Source organism: Jiella soli, from assembly GCF_020615385.1.
In the GTDB taxonomy this organism is placed as follows: Bacteria; Pseudomonadota; Alphaproteobacteria; order Rhizobiales; family Rhizobiaceae; genus VKMB-3413.
This window is the reverse complement of sequence record NZ_JAJAVB010000026.1, coordinates 1-18619: the sequence shown is the minus strand read 5'-3', so window position 1 is coordinate 18619 and position 18619 is coordinate 1. Positions and strand designations below refer to the sequence as shown.

The 18619-nt window shown below is 61.5% G+C and carries 16 protein-coding genes and 1 pseudogene; 10 read left to right on the top strand and 7 right to left on the bottom strand.

Annotated features, from left to right (window positions below):
* Positions 1-894 precede the first annotated feature (894 nt).
* Both repA and LH400_RS18185 read right to left on the bottom strand, forming a co-directional pair.
* Positions 895-2097, bottom strand: a complete 1203-nt coding sequence (gene repA, locus LH400_RS18190; protein ID WP_229154502.1) for a plasmid partitioning protein RepA — start codon at positions 2095-2097, stop codon at positions 895-897.
* A gap of 392 nt (positions 2098-2489) precedes the next feature.
* On the bottom strand, positions 2490-2855 hold the full coding sequence (locus tag LH400_RS18185) for a hypothetical protein (RefSeq protein ID WP_229154500.1): 366 nt from the start codon (positions 2853-2855) through the stop codon (positions 2490-2492).
* Between the two features lie 693 nt (positions 2856-3548).
* Between LH400_RS18185 and LH400_RS18180 the strand changes: the two genes are divergently transcribed.
* The 4 genes from LH400_RS18180 to LH400_RS18160 all read left to right on the top strand — a co-directional run bounded on the left by LH400_RS18180 (position 3549) and on the right by LH400_RS18160 (position 6599).
* A complete protein-coding gene (locus LH400_RS18180; RefSeq protein WP_229154498.1) occupies positions 3549-4334 on the top strand; it encodes a hypothetical protein in 786 nt (261 codons plus the stop codon).
* Between the two features lie 28 nt (positions 4335-4362).
* A complete protein-coding gene (locus LH400_RS26180; RefSeq protein ID WP_304502369.1) occupies positions 4363-5622 on the top strand; it encodes a calcium-binding protein in 1260 nt (419 codons plus the stop codon).
* Positions 5623-5925: 303 nt separating this feature from the next.
* Positions 5926-6180: a FitA-like ribbon-helix-helix domain-containing protein gene (locus LH400_RS18165; RefSeq protein WP_229154496.1), complete on the top strand. Its 255-nt coding sequence runs from the start codon at positions 5926-5928 to the stop codon at positions 6178-6180.
* A complete protein-coding gene (locus tag LH400_RS18160) occupies positions 6177-6599 on the top strand; it encodes a type II toxin-antitoxin system VapC family toxin (protein ID WP_229154494.1) in 423 nt (140 codons plus the stop codon). Before LH400_RS18165 ends, LH400_RS18160 begins: the two co-directional genes overlap by 4 nt.
* 345 nt (positions 6600-6944) lie before the next feature.
* Here the strand turns inward: LH400_RS18160 and LH400_RS18155 are convergent, their stop codons facing one another.
* The gene (locus LH400_RS18155; RefSeq protein WP_229154492.1) at positions 6945-7451 is read right to left on the bottom strand and encodes a hypothetical protein; all 507 of its coding nucleotides are present in this window, start codon (positions 7449-7451) and stop codon (positions 6945-6947) included.
* A gap of 154 nt (positions 7452-7605) precedes the next feature.
* On the opposite strand from LH400_RS18155, the gene LH400_RS18150 reads away from it, so the two are divergent.
* Positions 7606-9495, top strand: a complete 1890-nt coding sequence (locus LH400_RS18150; protein ID WP_229154490.1) for a M10 family metallopeptidase — start codon at positions 7606-7608, stop codon at positions 9493-9495.
* 135 nt (positions 9496-9630) lie between these two features.
* Here the strand turns inward: LH400_RS18150 and LH400_RS18145 are convergent, their stop codons facing one another.
* Entirely contained in the window at positions 9631-9852 is a 222-nt protein-coding gene (locus tag LH400_RS18145; RefSeq protein WP_229154488.1) for a hypothetical protein, read from the bottom strand.
* Between the two features lie 235 nt (positions 9853-10087).
* Between LH400_RS18145 and mobF the strand changes: the two genes are divergently transcribed.
* The 3 genes from mobF to LH400_RS18130 all read left to right on the top strand — a co-directional run bounded on the left by mobF (position 10088) and on the right by LH400_RS18130 (position 15853).
* On the top strand, positions 10088-12802 hold the full coding sequence (gene mobF / locus LH400_RS18140) for a MobF family relaxase (RefSeq protein ID WP_229154486.1): 2715 nt from the start codon (positions 10088-10090) through the stop codon (positions 12800-12802).
* Between the two features lie 715 nt (positions 12803-13517).
* On the top strand, positions 13518-13901 hold the full coding sequence (locus LH400_RS18135; RefSeq protein ID WP_229154484.1) for a single-stranded DNA-binding protein: 384 nt from the start codon (positions 13518-13520) through the stop codon (positions 13899-13901).
* Between the two features lie 239 nt (positions 13902-14140).
* Positions 14141-15853: a type IV secretory system conjugative DNA transfer family protein gene (locus LH400_RS18130; RefSeq protein ID WP_229154482.1), complete on the top strand. Its 1713-nt coding sequence runs from the start codon at positions 14141-14143 to the stop codon at positions 15851-15853.
* Positions 15854-15957: 104 nt separating this feature from the next.
* Here the strand turns inward: LH400_RS18130 and LH400_RS18125 are convergent, their stop codons facing one another.
* From LH400_RS18125 to LH400_RS18115, 3 genes are read right to left on the bottom strand one after another with little or no spacing between them, the layout of a single operon-like run.
* Entirely contained in the window at positions 15958-16548 is a 591-nt protein-coding gene (locus LH400_RS18125) for a hypothetical protein (RefSeq protein WP_229154480.1), read from the bottom strand.
* A gap of 4 nt (positions 16549-16552) precedes the next feature.
* The gene (locus tag LH400_RS18120) at positions 16553-17272 is read right to left on the bottom strand and encodes a P-loop NTPase family protein (RefSeq protein ID WP_229154478.1); all 720 of its coding nucleotides are present in this window, start codon (positions 17270-17272) and stop codon (positions 16553-16555) included.
* Between the two features lie 3 nt (positions 17273-17275).
* Positions 17276-17752 (bottom strand): hypothetical protein, encoded by a 477-nt coding sequence (locus tag LH400_RS18115; RefSeq protein ID WP_229154476.1) that lies wholly within the window; start codon positions 17750-17752, stop codon positions 17276-17278.
* Positions 17753-17887: 135 nt separating this feature from the next.
* Here LH400_RS18115 and LH400_RS18110 point away from each other — a divergent pair.
* Both LH400_RS18110 and LH400_RS18105 read left to right on the top strand, forming a co-directional pair.
* A pseudogene (locus tag LH400_RS18110) lies at positions 17888-18082 on the top strand (IS5/IS1182 family transposase); the annotation flags it as partial.
* A gap of 50 nt (positions 18083-18132) precedes the next feature.
* On the top strand, positions 18133-18619 hold a 487-nt coding region (locus LH400_RS18105), incomplete at its 3' end, for an IS66 family transposase zinc-finger binding domain-containing protein (protein ID WP_229154474.1).

Below are 18619 nucleotides of genomic sequence, written 5' to 3'. Positions count from 1 at the left end.
AACTCGGCTGACTTTGTTGCGCCTAGAATCAGTTCGGCGCCCTGGGACGCTGGATCCCGGCAAGTGCCAATCGGCTCCTTGATCGGGGGCCTTTTGGCACTGTTGTCACTCATCGCCGCGGCAGCGACAGGCTGAAACCTCTTACGGGATGCCAGCATGAGGCTTGACTCGATATGCCCCACGCCGCCCCAGCTGTCGGCTGATAACCTCATTGGCTTCGGCCTGATGGGTGAGCGGCGGATTTCAGCTGCTCGATGTCAGGTGCTTCGTTCAAGGAGAGGAGACGGAGCTCAGACTGCCTGTCCCACGACGGCCAAGCCGAGCGCCGAGCCCTGACACGCCGAATCCTCATTGGGTCAGCCTTGACGCAGTTCTCAGCTGACAATCTTGACCTTATCCGGTGGGGACGGTTTGTGCTCGGATGGCTTGGCTGCCAGTTGGCGTCATAGGCCAGGGAATGACCACGAAAGTTGTCAGGTGACAACTTGCGACCGGTCTTGGCAAACTTGAGCTGCATAGGCTTCCATGCGGCCCACGCGGGTCTTAAAGCGGCTAGTGCTAAACCGGGATAGTTGTCAGCTGACAACCTCGTGGCATTCAGCATGGCCGGTGGAAGGCTGGATTGCTCGGTGCCCTGCGCGCTGCACCAGGAAAAAAGCCCCAGCCCACACTGCCTTGTCGAAGCCTTCCTGGCCGAACGTCGGATCCGGACTGGCTTGGCCGCACCCCAACCTACCCCCTGGCAGTTGTCAGCTGACAACTCTGCCGCCGTTACAGAGTCCGAAAGACGATTCGCATGCTGTATGCATGACCGCCCCCCAGCGCCGACCAGCCTGCCGTGGGCAAAGTTGTCAGCTGACAACTTGCTGCTTCGCTGCAGGGGTGGGGACCGGTTCATCGCATCCGCCCCCAACTCTTCTGGACCAGCGCCGCAATCTCGTCATTGACCGCAGTGAGGGATTCCACCACCCGATCATAGGTTCCGCGGCTAAAATTCTCCCGCCCAACCTCGTAGAGCGTCTGCTTCGTGAGGCCGGCATCGGCGATCGCGGTCGACTTCAGCATGGCGTTGGTCAGCACCCGGTCACCGAACTGGGCGCGCAGAAAGCCGGCGATCTGCGCCTGCGGGGCGTCATGCGGCTCGTAGCGAGTGAGGAGATAGCGCAGGAAGTCGAATTGCAGCGTGCCGCCGGCCTCGCGCACCACCGAGAGGAGGTCGGCGGTCATGAACAGGAACTGGCTCATCGAAGCGACGTCGAGCATCTGCGGATGCACGGTGACGATCACCGAGGTCGCCGCGCAGAGCGCGCCGAGCGTCAGAAAGCCGAGCTGGGGCGGGCAGTCGAGAATGACGATGTCGTAATTGTCCGCAACCTCCGCTATCGCGCTCTGTACCCTGACGAAGAAGGGCAGTCCGCCGGTGCCGCCATCCTTGGCAAGTTCACGCGGCGTAGTGTGCTCGAACTCCTGGAGTTCCAGGTTGCCCGGTACGAGGTCGAGCCCGTCAAAATAGGTGTGCTGGACAATCTCGGCCAGCGGGCGTCTCTCGCCGTCGTAGCGGATTGCGCCATAGAGCGTGTCGTTGCCGGAAAGGTCATGCTCGGGTTGATAGCCGAGCAGGGTGGAAAAAGACGCTTGCGGATCGAGATCAATGCCGAGCGTGCGATAGCCTTCAAGAGCAAAATATTGGGCAAGATGGGCCGAGGTCGTAGTCTTGCCGGAGCCCCCTTTGAAATTGGTCACGGCGATGACCTGGAGATGCTCGCCGGCGTCTGGATCTCGCCATTTCAGATACTGGCGTGCCTTGGCGCTACCTTTGTCGTGCTGGCCCGCAAGATGTTGGCGCAGCGCATTGATGTCGGCAAGCGTATAGGAGCGCCTTCCCCCAGGGCCGATCTCGGGTTGCGGTCCTTCGCCCGACAGCGACAATTGCCGCAGATAACCGTCGGAGACGCCGATCAAACGTGCCGCCTCCCCAGAGGAGAATGATCGCAGGACCTTCTGCGACAAGGGAGGAAAGAGGCGAGCGCGCATGGCAGCAAGTTGCGAGGACAACAGCCGCGCATCGTCCGCGATCAGATCGTCGGCCGTCTTCATCGCTCCGCTCCCCCTGCGAGACCACAGCGTGTCCCATCGAGATACGGTTAATCCGCAGTAGTTACGCAGTCAATGCGAAAAAACGTGACATTGCCGTCAGTCACCTGCCGGTCTTGCCCGCCTGCATCCTGATCGCCTTCGTCCTGAAATCACGATAGGTCTTGCTGTATTGCCGCAGATAAGGACGTCCGTTTGCGCCAGATCGGCATGTCTGAGGTTGGCTACGAAGCTCACCATTTGACAAATACGCGGCTTCCTCGGGGAGCCTCCCCAGACGGTTTGTCGGCGACGCAAAGCGTTCGCTTAGCCCAGTCTGTCTCCGGCTCAAGGGACAGAGTGGATGCGGTCAGTCGTCAGCCATAGATGGCTCGGCCAAACCGGATCTTTCTGCGTCATTCTACGCGGACGTCATAATGGCGCTCGCTGGCGTCGGTGCCGTTGCCGACCTGCAACGTAAACCGATCTACGCCGGTATAGGACGGGCGAGATTTGTAGAACACAACAATGGCAGGAACTTCGACACCCGGACAGGCAGGAACGCTGTTCGTGCGAACCGTCGCCTTGGCGAGCCGGATCTGCCCATGTTCTGCAAGCGCGATCGGCTTGACCTTCGGAGGTGCACTCGTAGTGCAGTCCTTCCGCACAATGCCGATCCAACCAGCGCGAACCTCTTCCCCGGACTTCGCCTGGACATTCTCCTGTGCGACGGCGGCCGTGGCCAAGACACCACAAACGACACTCGAAACCATGCGGATCATCGTCAATTTCCTTTCCGCCAGAGCTCTTTAGCTCTCACTTTAGCGAATTTTCTGCTGCTGACGCAATGATCCGCCGTCCACGCTAATATACCCTTAGGGTAGATGCCATAGCAGGGAACGCCTAACCGACATTAGGTTGATGTATCCACTGCAGCGTGTAGCAATAAACGCGAGCGGTTTAAAGTTCCGGTGGGTACTCCACTTCGGTACCCCTTGTGTCAGATTATTCATGGTCGGTTAAGAGAAAAGTCGATTAGCGGCTCCGGAGCGTCTAAAGGTGATTAGCGAAATTTTAGCCCACGCAATATAGAAGATTATTCGTATCTACTAACGATGAAAGGCAGAAACGTGTCCGGTTTGATGTTAAGGATCGATGCCTCTCGCAGATAATAATTGGAAGATCGCTTTTCACCCTTCAATCCTCCTCCTGTGCGTTTTACGGTATTGGACCGCGACTCTTCGTTTAGAGGCATATTTTGCCTTTTCTATATTTTTAAAAGCATGCGGTTTTTCTGGGGGTGTTGCGGCTGAAGCGTTGACGCGCGGAGGATTTCTGATTAGCAATGTCAGACACTATTGGGGGTTGTCGCGGCAGCGATTCGCGGCGCTGTGGGGAATTGCAAGGTCTGAGATATGGGCTTCCAGGCTGATCAAGCAAGGCGGACACGCGTCTCGATTGAGAGGGGACTCGTGGTGATCCGTTACGCCACGGCGGCCGATCATGCCGAGCCTCCGCGAATTTTGCCGATCATTCCCGCAAATATGGATGTGGCTGTCCTGGCCGAGCCAGGTGCGGCGGACAATGCTTTGCGGCGGCCGGGGCAATGTCTTGTCCTTCGCGCGTCTCGGCAGATCGAAGTAGAGATCGAGATCAGACCTTTTCGTCCCGGTTCCTCGCTGGAGGCGTCGGTTCGCGTGGAATACCTGACTGAGCAAGCCCCGCGCCCCCGGGTAGCGGCGACGCGGCCGGTGGCGCCCGTCGATACCTCGTCCCTTATGCTCCAGGGGCATGTGTCTCGGATGGGCGATGTGCGCGTTCGCGCGAACCAGTGGTTGGCAGGACCGCAGAATCCCGGCCGGATCGAAGGGATCACCTTGTCCTGGGACGGCAAGCCTCGCGATCTTGATCTTCGCTACGGCGTTCAGATGGCTGGTATGGCACCGGATGCGGTCAATGCTGTCGGTCTTGGTGAATTTGCCGGGAGCAAGGGCAGGTCTCGCCCTCTCACCGGGGTCCTCTTCGAGTTGTCGGGATCTGCGTCGGCATCGGCCGAATTGGTGGTCGAGGCTCTGTTTTTAGGAGGGCCGACGCTTGTGCAACGCGGGCGGCGGGTCCGTCTGTCCGGAGCCAGCGGGGAAGAGCCGTTGGTGGGTCTACGCATACAAGTCGAGAATGCCGAGGCTAAGGCCTTGGATGCGCGGTCCGAAGGTCCGGCAGCATCAGCATCGCGACTTCAAGTCTTCAAAAGTCAGCAATAGGCGCCGAACGGTTTACAGGGGAATATGAATGGCGACATACGATAGCGACCGGTCGACATTGTCCACCCAGCTCCAGGGGACGGACAGTCTGTCGACCACTCTGGTCAACGATATCCTTGCAGCGCTCGACCGAGCCGGCACGTTCGCCAATGGCGGGCAGGCGAATGTCTCCGTCGTAGGGCCGGGCGAAACCCCTGCTTCAAACGCGGACATTATCGTTTACGATCAGGTGCCTGGCGGTACCTACAATCCGCCTGCTGGCGCCATCGCCATCGTGTTCACCAGCGATGGCAACATCACTGTGAATTACGGCGGGGCAGCGGCGGGCAACGAGCAAGACGCCTCGGGCATTGCAGGTGATGCCGCGGAGAAGTTCATCGTCACCAGCAATGGCGACGACTTCATCAACGGTGCCGGTACGACTACCAACGATTATATCGATGGCGGTGCGGGCGCGGATACGGTGGCTGCCGCCGGTGGTGATGATACGGTTGTGGGCGGTGCCGGCAACGACGTGTTGATGGGCGGCGAAGGCAACGACACGCTCTACGGCGGCGACAACGACGATCAGTTGCTCGGCGGCTCGGGCAACGACCAGTCCTTCGGTGGTGAGGGCAACGACACCCTCTATGGCAGCACCGGTAACGACACTCTGATGGGCGGCGCCGGTGACGACACGCTCTACGGCGGTGCAGACAACGACGAGGTCGGTACGAGTGCCGGCAACGACGGAGCTTTCGGTGGCGCCGGTGACGATACCGTCTACGGCTTCGAGGGCAACGACACCCTTTACGGAGGTATCGGCACCGACACGCTCTACGGCGGGGCGGGCAACGATGCCGTCGGCGGTCATGACGGCCAGGATCTGGTCTTCGGCGGCGCGGGTGACGATACGCTTTACGGTGGTGCCGACAACGACACGCTCTATGGCGGCGACGGCAATGACACGCTCTACGGTAGCGATGGCAATGACGTAATCGGCGGCGGTGCCGGCGACGACACGCTGTATGGCGGCGAAGGAAACGACACGCTCTATGGCGGTGCCGGCAACGACCTGATCGAGGGTGGCGCGGGCGACGACACGATCTACGCGGATCCGGGCGTGGGCCAGGATACTGTCCATGGCGGCGACGGCAATGATGCCCTGGCCTTCGAGGGACATGACTATACCGATGCAACCGTCGTGACTTCCGGTGGCGTGACGACCGTCAGCTTCGCCGACGGCAGTGTCTACACGGTCACGGATGTTGAAACGCTGCAGTTCGACGATCAGAGCCACTCGCTCTGAGCTAGCCTGCAGATAACATAACCAGACAGACGGGAAAGGGCGGCCTTCGGGTCGCCCTTTCGCTTTTGGAGTATCAGGCCCGCCGTTCGCGGCGGCCGTATCACAGCCCGCGCGGCGTACGAGCGCCTTTGAGATCCGTTGTCGCGGAGTGAGCTAATGCGGTGGATGCCCCAAGGCAGCGGCATCTCGTATGCCATGACGGTTCTATAGGCCCAAGCGGCCCGATAGAGGTCGCATCTTGCCATTCGATAGCGTTTCTGCATATTGATATCATCGCTATCGTCGGGAGCGAGATGATATCATATGCCAGCTGTCACCATTCGCAACCTCTCCGATGAGACGCATCGCGCCCTCAAGGTGCGCGCGGCACAGCATGGCCGCAGCACCGAAGCCGAAATACGCGAGATTCTGGAGTCGGCGGTGCGTCCCGCGGAGCGCCTGCGCCTCGGTTCCGCCCTGTCGGCGTTAAGCCGCAAGGCCGGGCTCACCAATGCCGATTTCGAGGCACTGAAACAGGACCGCGACAAGACGCCCGCCACGCCGATGAGCTTTGAATGATCGTTCTGGATACAAATGTCGTCTCCGAAGCGATGAAGCCGGAGCCGGACCCCACCGTGCGCGAGTGGCTGGACGAACAGGCTGCCGAAACGCTCTACATCTCCAGCGTGACCGTCGCGGAACTCCTGTTCGGCATCGGCGCGCTGCCGGAAGGAAGGCGCAAGAAGAAGCTCGCCGCGACGTTCGACGAGATGCTCCCGCTGTTCGACGGCAGAATCCTCGCCTTCGATACCGACGCCGCCGGTCGCTATGCCGATCTTGCAGTTGCCGTCCGCAAGGCGGGCAGGGGCTTTCCCACGCCGGACGGCTATATCGCCGCCATTGCCACCGCTCATGGTTTCACCGTTGCGACACGCGATGCCAGCGCATTCAACGCGGCAGGCGTCCCGATAATCGACCCTTGGACAGCCCAGCACTGAACATCAGAACGCTTCGCGCTCGCCTATGAGGTTTGGGAGACGATGGGGCATTGCCCTGTGGGCTGGGCTTTCGGCTGCGCCGGAACCACGCCCGTGTCGTGTTTCTGCCATTCGGCTTTAATCACCGTCTTCCACTCCGTTTCAGCCCTGAAGGGGTGCGGGGCCGAACGTGCCCGGTCTCACCACCCCTATCGAGGTCGCGGATGAGCCGGTCCCATTCGTTTTCTACGCGGGATGATTTGCTATTCGCGCTGCGCGTGACGGATCCTGGCGAGGAGGCTGCCCGGCCCGCAAGGTGGGGTCCGACGCCTCAGTGGGAAGCGGCGCCGGATCAACGGTCTTGCGTCAAGGCCGGGATTTGATCTTCGCGTCGGCGCGCATGCGCCGGGCTTCCTCGGCCAGGGGATGGCGGGGATGGCGGGAAATGAAGGCATCATAGGCCGCAACAGAATTCACCCGGGTCGCACGCGTGAAATCCTTCAGCACCGCCGCGTCAGGACCTGTTTCCTTGCTATCCGGTCTTTCCGATTGGCCGCCGCGAACCAGCTTGGCGCGCGCCTGGTCGGCAAGCTTGTGCTTCGGATGGCGGGCGATGAACAGCGCCAGCGCCTCGTCCGTCCCCTTGGCGAGAGCGGCCTCATATTCGCGCCGCAGGACCTCTTCGAAATCCATATGCGGCGCGGCTGGCGAAGCGGCCCGGGGAGCAGCCCGGGCAGGCCCGTTGGCGGCAGGCTTGTTCGCCTTCTCGTCACCCGTCATTCCGCCCTCCGCTCGCGCGCCCGGCGCCAGGACCGCCGCGACGGCCAGGGCAAGACCGAAGCTTTGCGCCATCATCTGCCGATACTGTACCACCTGCAATCCTCGCCTTCGTCATGTCGGATGGGCCGGGATAGCCGGATACCACTGAATGGCTGCTGAACGGAGCGAGCCAGCGTGCGAAATTTTGTGTGCTCTAAGAAAAGCTATTGAATCTTAAATAAAAATCGAGCATCCATCGATGTGCGGGGTGAGCATTTCTCTGGAGAACGCGGCAATGTCGCAATACGCCACGGGCGTTTTTGTATCGCAAACAGGTAATCCGCTGATCGACGGCATTTTGGCCGGGTCAGCTTGGGACAGTCCGGTAACCTACGGGTTCCCCACCTCTCCGTCGGACTATCCGGCAGACTATCCGAATTCCCCCCAGACGCAGGATTTCTCGGCGCTAAACGCGACCCAGATGAATGCGGTGCGGACCATCCTCGACACGGCCTTTTCTTCGACGGCGCGAGGCGCGTTTTCGGTCGAGGGCTTTACCAATCTCGACTTCAGCCAGGAGAGCAACAGCGCCGCTGCCGACATGCGTGTCGCGAACTCTTCCGGCGCAAACCCGACGGCCTTCGCCTATTATCCTGGTCCGGACAATGGTGGCGATGCCTTCTTCGGCACAGATGCCACCAACGGCTACGACGCACCGGCCGTCGGCAACTATGCCTGGGTCACCTTCCTGCACGAGATCGGTCATGCCCTCGGGCTCAAGCATGGTCACGAAGCGGATGCCTATCCGGACGGGGGTACGGCTCCGGCTCTGCCGGCACAGTACGATACGACGGAATACACCGTCATGACCTATCGCAGCTTCGTCGGCGGCGATACCAATGGCTACACCAATGAGGCCGGGGGCTACCCCCAGACCTATATGATGCTCGACATCGCTGCGCTGCAGCGCATGTACGGTGCTGACTTCACCGCCAATTCCGGCGATACCGTCTATCGCTGGACGCCCGACAGTGGCGTGACCTCGATCAACGGCGAGGCGGTGCTCCAACCGACCGACAACCGCATCTTCGCCACGATCTGGGACGGCAACGGCAACGACACCTACGATCTCAGCGCCTATTCGACCAATCTGACGATCGACCTCAGCCCGGGCGGGCACTCGCTCTTTTCGAGCGTGCAGCAGGCGCTTCTGGGCAGTGACGGCACCAATTCGGTCTATGCCAGCGGCAACATCTACAATGCGCTGCTCTTCGAAGGTGACAGCCGCTCTTTGATCGAGAATGCGATTGGCGGCTCCGGCGCCGACACGATCTCCGGCAATCAGGCGGCTAACACGTTGACCGGCAATGCCGGGGACGACCAGATGTTCGGCAGCGCCGGCAATGACACGCTGTATGGCGGCGCCGGCAACGACGTCCTGTTCGGCGGTGCAGACAACGATGCGCTCTACGGCGGCGCCGGCGTCGACGTTCTGTTCGGCGGCGAGGGCAACGACACGCTCGGCGGCGGCGACGATGGCGACCTTCTCGGCGGCGGCGCGGGCACCGACATTTTCTTCTCCGGGGCCGGCAATGACAGCGTCTATGGCGGCCTCGACGCCGACACGCTCTATGGTGGTTCGGGCGACGACCTGATGTTCGGCGGCAACGCCACGGACGTCGTTTATGCCGGGGCCGGCAATGACAGCGTCTATGGCGGCGACGGCAATGACGTGCTCGGCGGCAGCGGCGGCAACGACGTTCTCGGCGGCGGCGGCGGCAACGACACACTGTTCGGGGGCGAGGGAGCCGATACGCTCTATGGCGGATCGGGCAGCGATGTGTTCTACGGCGGCGCCGGCAACGACCGGATCTATTTCGGGACGGGCGACGGCGCGCAGGACAGCTGGGTCTATTCAGCGGGTGGCGGCAATGACACGATCACCGGCTTTGATATCGCCAGCGACCTTCTGAACCTTTCGGGAAGCGGCTTCACCGACTTTTCTCAGGTTCAGGCCGCGACCAGCTTTGCCGGCGGAAATGCGACCATCACCTTCAGTGACGGCTCGGTGTTGACGCTCGAGAATGTCGGCACTCTTCAGGCGAGCGACGTATCCTTCACGCCGCAGGCCGCCAGCCCGGAATTCGATTTCGCCTAAGGGCAGAAAATCGGGTACGTCTCAAGCTAACGTGTTTGCCGCCCTCGAGACCTGATCGTCTCGAGGGCGGTCTTCTATGGGATACGCCGCGCAGAACTGCGCACGTATCAACGCTTTTGTGTGGCAAGCGTTGTTTCACCCTTCCAGCTTCCGCATCAGTTCATTCATCCTTTTTTGCATCAGTGTACACTCGGAAGGAACTGTGGCGGCTCCACTTGCGGTGAGCGCGCCGATCTGGCGGAACGGCATGCGTGTTAGAGCGGCCAGCGGATGGCGCAGGCGCAACACTCTCGCCTCGAAGCCATGGCAGGTGTTGAGATAGCCGCTCGCGATCGTCAGTGAGGCCGTCACGCCCATCGAGCCCCAGAAGCTCTGGTATAGAGATCAGGGTAAGTTGCTGGATGGGGAAGGCATAGAGATAGACGCCTTGGACGCGTCGCCGCTACGACGCGCGGCATTGGGGAGATGAGCGTCAGTCTGTTCGTTCGTCGATCCGTCAAGGTCAGCGCTACCCCGATCCGGGCGGAGAAACCATTCAATTTGATCATTTCTTCGGAATGAGGATTCAGCCCCATCCGCTACTCGTTCTGCCATGACGGCAACCACACATCGCCTCGGGTCCGGTCGCGATGCCGGGCTCTATTATGTGAATGATCCCAATCGCGAAGCGCGGCCCCGCAATCGCGATGAATATTATCTTGCCGATGGTGGTGGCATCTGGTGGTCGACCGGTGAAACCGTCGTCCGGCATGGCAGTGCGATCGACAAGGAGACCTTTCGCGATCTCTGTGCCGGTGTTCATCCCGGCAAGGGCAAAGGTCTCGTTCGTGGATCAGGCAAGCGCCATCGCGCCGGCTGGGATGTGACCTTCTCAGCCCCGAAGACCCTGTCTTTGCTTTGGGCAGCCGGAACGGACACGCAGCGCGGGGAGATGGAAGCCCTGCATGGCAAGGCCGTCGAAGCGGCGCTCCGCTTCATTGAACGCCAACACCTCCTGGAAGTGCGTCTCGGCGCCGGCGGAATCATCCGGGAGCAGCCGACGGACATTATCGTCGGTCGGTTTCGGCATACGACCTCACGGGCCGGTGACCCCAACCTTCATACGCACTGCGTCTTCTTGAATGTCGCTGGCTCGGCCGATGGCAAGCATCGCACGCTCGAGCCGGATGCGATGTTCAAATGGGTCCTTACCATTGGCGCGGCCTATCGCGCCGAACTGGCCAGCCTCCTCGCTCAAAAAGGGTTTGGATTCCGGGAAGCGGGACAGGATCAGTTCGAGATCGACGGCATCGATCCCGAACTGATCGAAACCTTCTCCAAGCGGTCGCGGATGATCGAAGACGTCATCGGAGACCGAAGGACCGCGTCGGCGAAGCGCAAGGAACGTGCGGCGCTCAGCACCCGTACCTCCAAGGAAGAACTCCCCACTGGAGCCGAACTTGAAAAACGTTGGTACAGCGAGTTCGGCAGCGACCGCGACCGGATCTGGGAAATCGCGCTCGAAGCCGGAAGAGCGCGAACGCTCGATGGTGCCCGCATCGGCCCGGGAGATGCGCATTCTGAGTTCAGTCACGATGACAGAGCGGATGAGGAGCAAGGACCGGCACTCGATCCCGTCCCTGTCCCGGGAAAGGGACCAGTCGCCTGCGCCGCCTCGAAGCTTCTGTCACATGAAAGCGTCGTTACGCGCTCCGATGTCTTGCGGCACTCACTCGTTGCGGCCAGCCTGCGCGGGATCGACATCGAAGGGGTCGAGGCAGAACTGCAGGCGCTTCAGGCCAGGAAGGCGCTGATCACATTGCGGGAGGGCCGCAGTGCCGCCTGGACCACCGACTATCTCATAGAACGGGAGACGGCGATGCTGCGGGCCTGCCGACGCGGCGAGGAGCGGAGCTTCTTTCGGGCAGAGGCGGTGACCGCAGCCCTCGCCGCCGCCGAACATCTTTCCGACGAGCAGCAGGCGGCCGTCCAAGGCGCCGCGAGCCGAGACGGTGTCTCGTTGATCGAGGCCGGCGCGGGAACCGGTAAGACCACCCTTGCCAAAGCCATCAAGGATGCTGCCGATCGATCCGGACTGAGGACGATCGCGCTTGCCCCCACGTGGCTTGCTGCCGACGAACTGACACGATCCGTCGGTGTGCCTGCCCAGGCTGCCGCCAAATGGCGTTATGATCGCGAGATCGCTGCCAGGGAAGGAACTGCAGGCAGACGCGCGGTAACTAGGTTCGACAGCCGCACCCTGGTTCTCGTCGACGAGGCCGGCATGCTCGGCACGCTCGACATGGCCGCGGTGCTCGTGGAGGCCCAGCGAGGCGGCGCCAAGGTAATCGCCTTCGGCGATCGCCGGCAACTGAATGCGGTCTCGCAAGGAAGTGCCCTTTCGGCGGTGGCGGGCGAGCTGCGCGAGGTCGAAACCCTGAAGATCATCCGCCGTCAGGCCCATGAATGGCAGCGGCAGGCCTCGATCGCCATGAGCGAAGGCCGTTTTGACAAGGCGCTCGCCGCATACCAGGACCGAGACGCCATCCTCTTTGCCGACGGTGCAGAGGCTGCGGTGCAGCAGACGCTCGCAGCCTGGCAGGCGCTTCGCCAGCGCCATGGTGAGGACGTCGTCATCGTTACACGCTCCAACAAAGACGCAAGTACGATCAATCGGGCCGTTCGGCAGGTCCTGCGGCAGGAGGGAGGTCTGGGAGAGACGGATGTCACCGTTCCCGCCGTCAACCGCAAGAATAAGGCGGTCGTACTCGAGCTTGCCGTCGGCGACCGGATCCGGTTCGGCGCGAATTTGAAGGCGTTTGGGCTTCGCAATGGCACAAGGGGAACGGTGCGCACGATCGAGTCTCGGCAATCACAAGATCCTCTGCTCACGATTGAGATAGAAGGAGGAGCGAACGTTACGGCGAAATGGACTGATCTTGCGCCGCCGCGGCGCGGACGCACCAAGCGGCCGCTGCCGCGCATCACCCACGCCTATGCCGGAACTACCTACTCGGTGCAGGGCCGGACGGTAGATGCGGCTGTCTTCCACGTCGGAATGCGGACCGACGCCCGCGAGACCTATGTCGCGATGACCAGGCATCGATCCGAGGCCATTATGGTCGTCGACGCCGACCGCCTGATGCGCCAAACGAGCAAGACCATTATCGAGACCGATGGCGAGGCGACTGTTGATCCGAAGGCGAAACTTGCTGCTCTGGTCGCCGAGGCGGAGCGCTACGACGAGAAGCTGAACATTGTGTCCTTCCGACCGTTCGCGCCCGAGAGGACGCAAGATCGTAGTCCAGACCTCGACCTCGGTCTCTGAAGCGGTTGGCGTGACCGTTGCCACAGGGCCAGTGAAAGCGGGGCCTCGCCAATCCGATCTTGGAGCATCGCAATCCGTCATCATCCCCGGCATGATCTTGAACCCCGCAGATCCTCGGTAGCCGCAGGTGCGGCGCCTCGATGTCGCTCGCGATCAGAGTCCTGCCGGCTATACCGAGGCTGCCAAACTGCGGCGCCGCTTGGCGGAGATCGACGTCGTCCCTCTTGATCCGATCGGTTCGGACTTCAATGACGATCTTGTCCGTCATGGCGGGAGCGCGCTTTACCGGCGGCTTGCCGAACAGCTTCATCCGGACGACCGCGAACGGCCTCTGGAATCGCATGTCGGAAATCAGAAGGATCCTGTCGAGTGAGCTCTTGTGCGCATTCATCGGCCGCAAGGAACCGGGGGCAAGGCTGTGTTCGTACAATGGCTTGCGAGGCTCAGGGTCGGGCACACTTTGATGATCACAGTGTCAGGTTGACAGGTGCATGAACGCGCCTCGCTGAGGACATACGGGGCCTAGCTCTCGATGGGACGAAAGCCGCTGCCGATCGCTCCCAGCGTCAAGCACAATCGCGCCGCCTGCGGCAGCTTCGGTCTCCCGGCGCTGGGCACCGTGACCCTCCGAGATTGCGCCTGACCCCGCGCTCGGACCGCCTTCTCATGATCCCATCGCAAGACCCGCGATGCCTTCAACGAAGAGGATCATGACATGACCGCCACCGCCACTTTCGAAATCATCGGCCGCGTTGCCCGGATCGCCGCCTTCGCCAATGCCACCCGCCTCACCATCGCCTCGAACTACCGTGTCCGCGACGATAAGAATGAATGGCGCGACGACACCCACTGGAACGAGGTCGTCGTGTTCAGCCCGCAGCAGCTCCAGACGATCGCAGAGACCATCGCCAAGGGCGACCTCGTCCGCACCACCGGCCGTATCCGCCAGAGCCGCTACGAAAAGAACGGCGAGACGATCTTTGCGACCGACCTGCTGGTTCGCGAGTTCGCGCTCCTCGCCAGACCGGGGGCCGCAAAGGCGGATCAATCCATCAAGCAGGAAAGCAAGCGCAAAGGTGCGATGAAGACCGCCGCCTGAGGCGGATAGCCAGCCGGGCGCGGCAGCGCCCGGCTTCCTATCACGCGGACAAGATCTGTAACGGCCGCGTTGCGGACAGCGTTCACGGGTGATGCGACACGCGCAATCCGTCGGTCTGAGACCATCTGGGTCACAGCATCACCTAAAACCTCAAATTGAAGCCTTTGGCAGACCCGGTGGTTAACGTCCGCAGCCTTATCATGCGATCTCTCGCGATTTTTCCATCCACGAGCGGCAGCATGAGTTTCAGCGAAAAAGTGCGCAGTGCACTTCTCGTCGTCATCATCATTGGGATCCCTTATGGCGGCTACCTGCTCGCTGAGGCGATGACTCACGGCCTCAATCCGGATTTCTGGCCGGAGTCGGCTGAAAAGCCAAGTCAGTGGTGGGGGTATCTGATGACGTTGGATCGCCGCTCCATCATCGGACCCTTCTACTTGATGGCTATCGGACGCCATCCCGCCTTCGCCGGTGGCGGGCAACTCCAATTCTTTGGAATCCTCGCAATGACCGCCCTTGCCGTGATCGGGACCATTTCCGGGCTGCCGCCCTCACGGCCGGACCGGAGCGATCCCGCCGCGCAATTCGGCGCCGCCCGCTGGGCGAGCGACAAAGAGCGGCGGCAGCTTGCTCGGGGTCTTGAGCTGGGACTTGATCCGAAGACCAACAGAAGCGTGCGTGTCCAGGTGGAGAGCAATCTTCTGACGATTGCGCCGCCCCGGTCGGGCAAGACCTCGGCCTTCGTCATCAACAATCTCCTCAGTCCAGACGCTACCGCGTGGGCAGGCCCCGCCATGGTCATCGATCCGAAGGGTGAAGCCTATAAGGCCGCCGGGAGGCGGCGTGCAGAACTCGGTCGTCCCGTCCACTGCCTCGACTTTCGGCGGACCGCCGTCGGCATCGATCGCTGGAACCCGCTTGAGCGGATCGACATTGGCGATGTGCTTCTCTTGCAGCGCACCGCCTATGCGCTGCTTCCCTCCATGAAGGGCGAAAATCCCTACTTTCGAGAACGGGGCTCGATGTTTTTGGCTGGCGTTATCGCCGCCGCTGTCCTCGAGGCACAGGATGAGGGGAGAGTCCCCGTGCCGAGCGACGTTGAACGCCTTCTCAATGATCGAGAGGAGCTTACAGAGCTTGCCGACGCGCATCGCGGTCACGCGATCCTGCGCAGCCTTGGAAACGATCTGCGTCTCGATGATCGCTCTCTCAGTCCACTGATCTCGACAGCGCAGCAGGCGGTCAAGTGGCTCCTAGACCCTCGCGCCGCCGCCCTTGTCACGTCCTCCACCTTCGATCTCACCGAGGTTGCGCGTGGCCGGGCGGATCTTTTTGTGACGATACCAACGGAAGACATCGAGACGCTGTCACCCTTCGTGCGGTGGCTGATCGCCGACCTTTTCGAGGCCATGCGCAACCGGCGTCAGCCGGATGACGAGCGTCTGATGCTGTTCATCGACGAGGCCTACACGCTCGGCGAGTTCCGACAGCTTCTGGTAGCCTTGGGAGAAATGCCGGGACGCGGTCTGTCTATTTGGAGCTTCTGGCAAAGCCGTGGCCAGATCGAAGAGACCTACGGTCCGGGCGGCGCCCGTACTATATTCGGCACTGCAGCGGTTTCGACCTTCTCTGACGTCGGTGGTCTAGGCGGCGGAGAAGATGCGGAATGGTTCTCTAAGACGCTCGGACAGCGAACAGAATTTGTGGAGACGTCTGGCCAGCAGCGCCGCCAGCAGGACCAGTCCTCTTCGACTGGCCGCACGCCCCAAGCCGTTCCGTTGATGCCGGCGGCGAACATTCAGTCGATGTCCAACCGCGAGCTCATCGCTATCGCCGAGATCGCCAGCGCCAAGGCGCGTCTTCCGATGCGGCTGGGGAAAGTCCGGTATTTCGAGGATCGGCGGTACGCCGGCCTCTACGAGGCTGCTCCTCCCGCCCGGAGCACCCAGTGATCACAGCAGGCTGAACGCGGTCTGACCTTGCAGTAGCATTTACGGTGCGCGGCACCAAGAAAAGGAGATTAGCGACTCTCAGTCGAAGAGGCGAGCGGATCAGGTCAGTCGGTAACAAAGTATGCGAGAGGCACGTCTGCCCGCATGTAGCCGTCGCCTCTGCTCCATGTCTGAAGATGGACAAGGCCAGTCGTTGCGTCGATTGCCATTACGGTCGCCTTGTCTCCCGCTCTGTAGGTTATGGGAATGGTAACCGCCGCGTTCTGCGAGACCATATCAACCTGCATCGACTGCTTTATGGTCATCCTGCCGAGCGGCGTCGTGTGCCACGCAAGCGCAAAGCATCCCGCCAGGGCGACAACAAAAACTCCGGCCGCGCTGGATTTAAGCCCGATCCGGGGAAGCCGAATTGTACGACCCCTCGCCGTTGGAGAGCTGGAGCCTTCCAGGCGCTTTAGGCTCTTTTCATTTCCGAGCCAAGCGAGCAGGATTGCCCTGTCCCTAGGCGTCAAGGTCTCATCATCGATCGCGGCGAGAGCCGCCATCCGCGGCCCTGCCTGCAGCTGACGAAGCCTGTCGCGACTGATCTGATCTACAAGCGCCTGTGCATCGTTGTGGTGCCGGAGCGCCTCCCGCCGAATCCGCGCCGCTTCGTCATCGGACCAGCCGATGCGTCCGTCCTGCGGACCGCTCATTGCATTATTCTCCCACCAGCCACCGGGCTGCCGGCTCGACCGCTTCCATCGTCTTCAGCCGGGTACGGGTGAGATCACGCCGGATGCGTGATCCCAAAGGCAGTCCGAATTCCTTGGTCAAAGCTGCGGTATCGAGCTTTGGGATGCTGGCAAGGCCGCCCTTCTGCAGGAGTTCGGCCGCTTTGTCTTCCATGACCTGCTCGTCCAGCACAGTAACGAGGCCACCATCGGCGATCTTCTTCAGTTCCACGGGTTCGACTGGTCCGTGCAGCCGGTTCTCCACAACGAAACGTTTGGTCCAGCCCTTGGTGAGCGCCATCAGCTTCGGCGCCTCCGCCCGAGCTCCAGGCTCGGCGGTCACGACGACGAGGATACCGAGTTCGACGCCTGCCTCCGCGAGATCGTCTTTAAGTTCGGCAAGGGTTCCGAGCAGTGCGCTGGCGGTGTTAGCTCCGATGTCGACGATCGTCGGCAGGCTCGCGCCAGCAACCGCGGCGATGACGCCGTCGAACTCGCCTCGTGCCGCTTTTCCGCCGGTGCGCTCAATCTCGCTGCGATCAACGCGCATCGGGAAGAAGTGGGTGCGTACCTTCAGCTCGAGCAGGCGCTGTGTGGAGTCCACCTCGATCACTGGCGCCTCGGGCAAAGCCTCTGCAAGGCCGCGCACGAGCAGCGTCTTTCCGACGCCACCCTTGTCTTGTCCGACTAGCAGTACGCGCACCATGCTTTATTCCCCCTTCTTAAAAAGTCGTTCGACGCCAGCCAGATCTCGCTGGCGAATGGCATCTTCGCCCTCGAACAAAGTCCTCTCCCGTTTATCGTCCTGTGGTTTAATTCCGAGTTCGTCTGAAAGTTTAAGTTTTTTCGATCTTGCCGTCTCGGACCTCGATGGAGCTACGATGTCCGGCCGAGCAGCATGATTTGCCCGCTTCGCCTCGGCCTTCCGGTCGGCCTTCACGATCTGTGCATGGACTGCCCTTAGGCGATCGACCGTGATCGGCTGAACCGTATCATCCTTGCCCTGGGTCACGCCGGCCTCACCCAGCGCTGCCGCGATTGCAGCCCAGGAAACGCCCTTTTCCCGCAGACCCCGGATCGTCGGGAGCACCTCTCGCACAGCTGCAAATGTGCTCGCGCCAGTTCGCCGTTGCGCTGCCTGATGACGGAGCGCAGAAGCGGCGAGCTGCTTCGGATCGATCGCCATAATTTCTCCCAGTGACTGCATGCGAAAGGACGCCATAGCTTCGGCCGAACGGTCGCTAGATGGCGCTATAAAGTGATAGCCTATAGTTACGAACAAGTTAGGAAAAAGTTAGGAAATATGACCGATCACACCATACGCACTGCCAGCGTGTGTGATCGCCTTCGGGCAGCGGTCTCCGAGGCTTACGACGGCGACATCGTGATGATCGACTCATCCTGCGTTCGCGTCACCAGCATGGTGCCGGCGCGAAAAAGGGGACCTGTCGATCCGTGCATGGGACATTCCCGTGGCGGCCTGACCACCAAGATCCATGCCCTCGTCGATGCCGAGTAATTACCCACCCCCTTGCCAACGGGGCCGATCGCTGAATCCATGTCGGGATGGAACGCGGTGATTTGCAGCGGCTTTCGAAGGACGAACTGATCGATCTGGTGCTGCGGCTGCAGAGACCGGAGAAGACGTCTCGGACGTCGTCGAAGCCACCGTCGACGGATCGCAAGGAGAGGCGCGAGAAGGCTAGGCCGGGCGGCGCCAAGCCCGGCCACGAAGGCAAGGCTCGGGCCATGAGCGATCGGTTCGATCGTCTCTTTGAGCATCGACCGGGCGAATGCCCCTGTTGTCGGGCGTTGCTCGCGGGTGATTTGCCTGCCGAGACGGCGAGCGCCCACGAGAGGGTCGATCTTGCCGAGACACATCCGATCGTCGAGCGGCATGTTCGGCTCTCGGTCGTCTGCCCCTCCTGCGGAACGCGAGTTGCCGCGCCGCTGCCGGAAGCGGCCAAGGGCACGCCTTTCGGGCCACGCCTGCATGCGGTTGCGACCTACCTGAAGACTTTCCAGGCCCTGTCCTACGAGCGGCTTCAGGGCG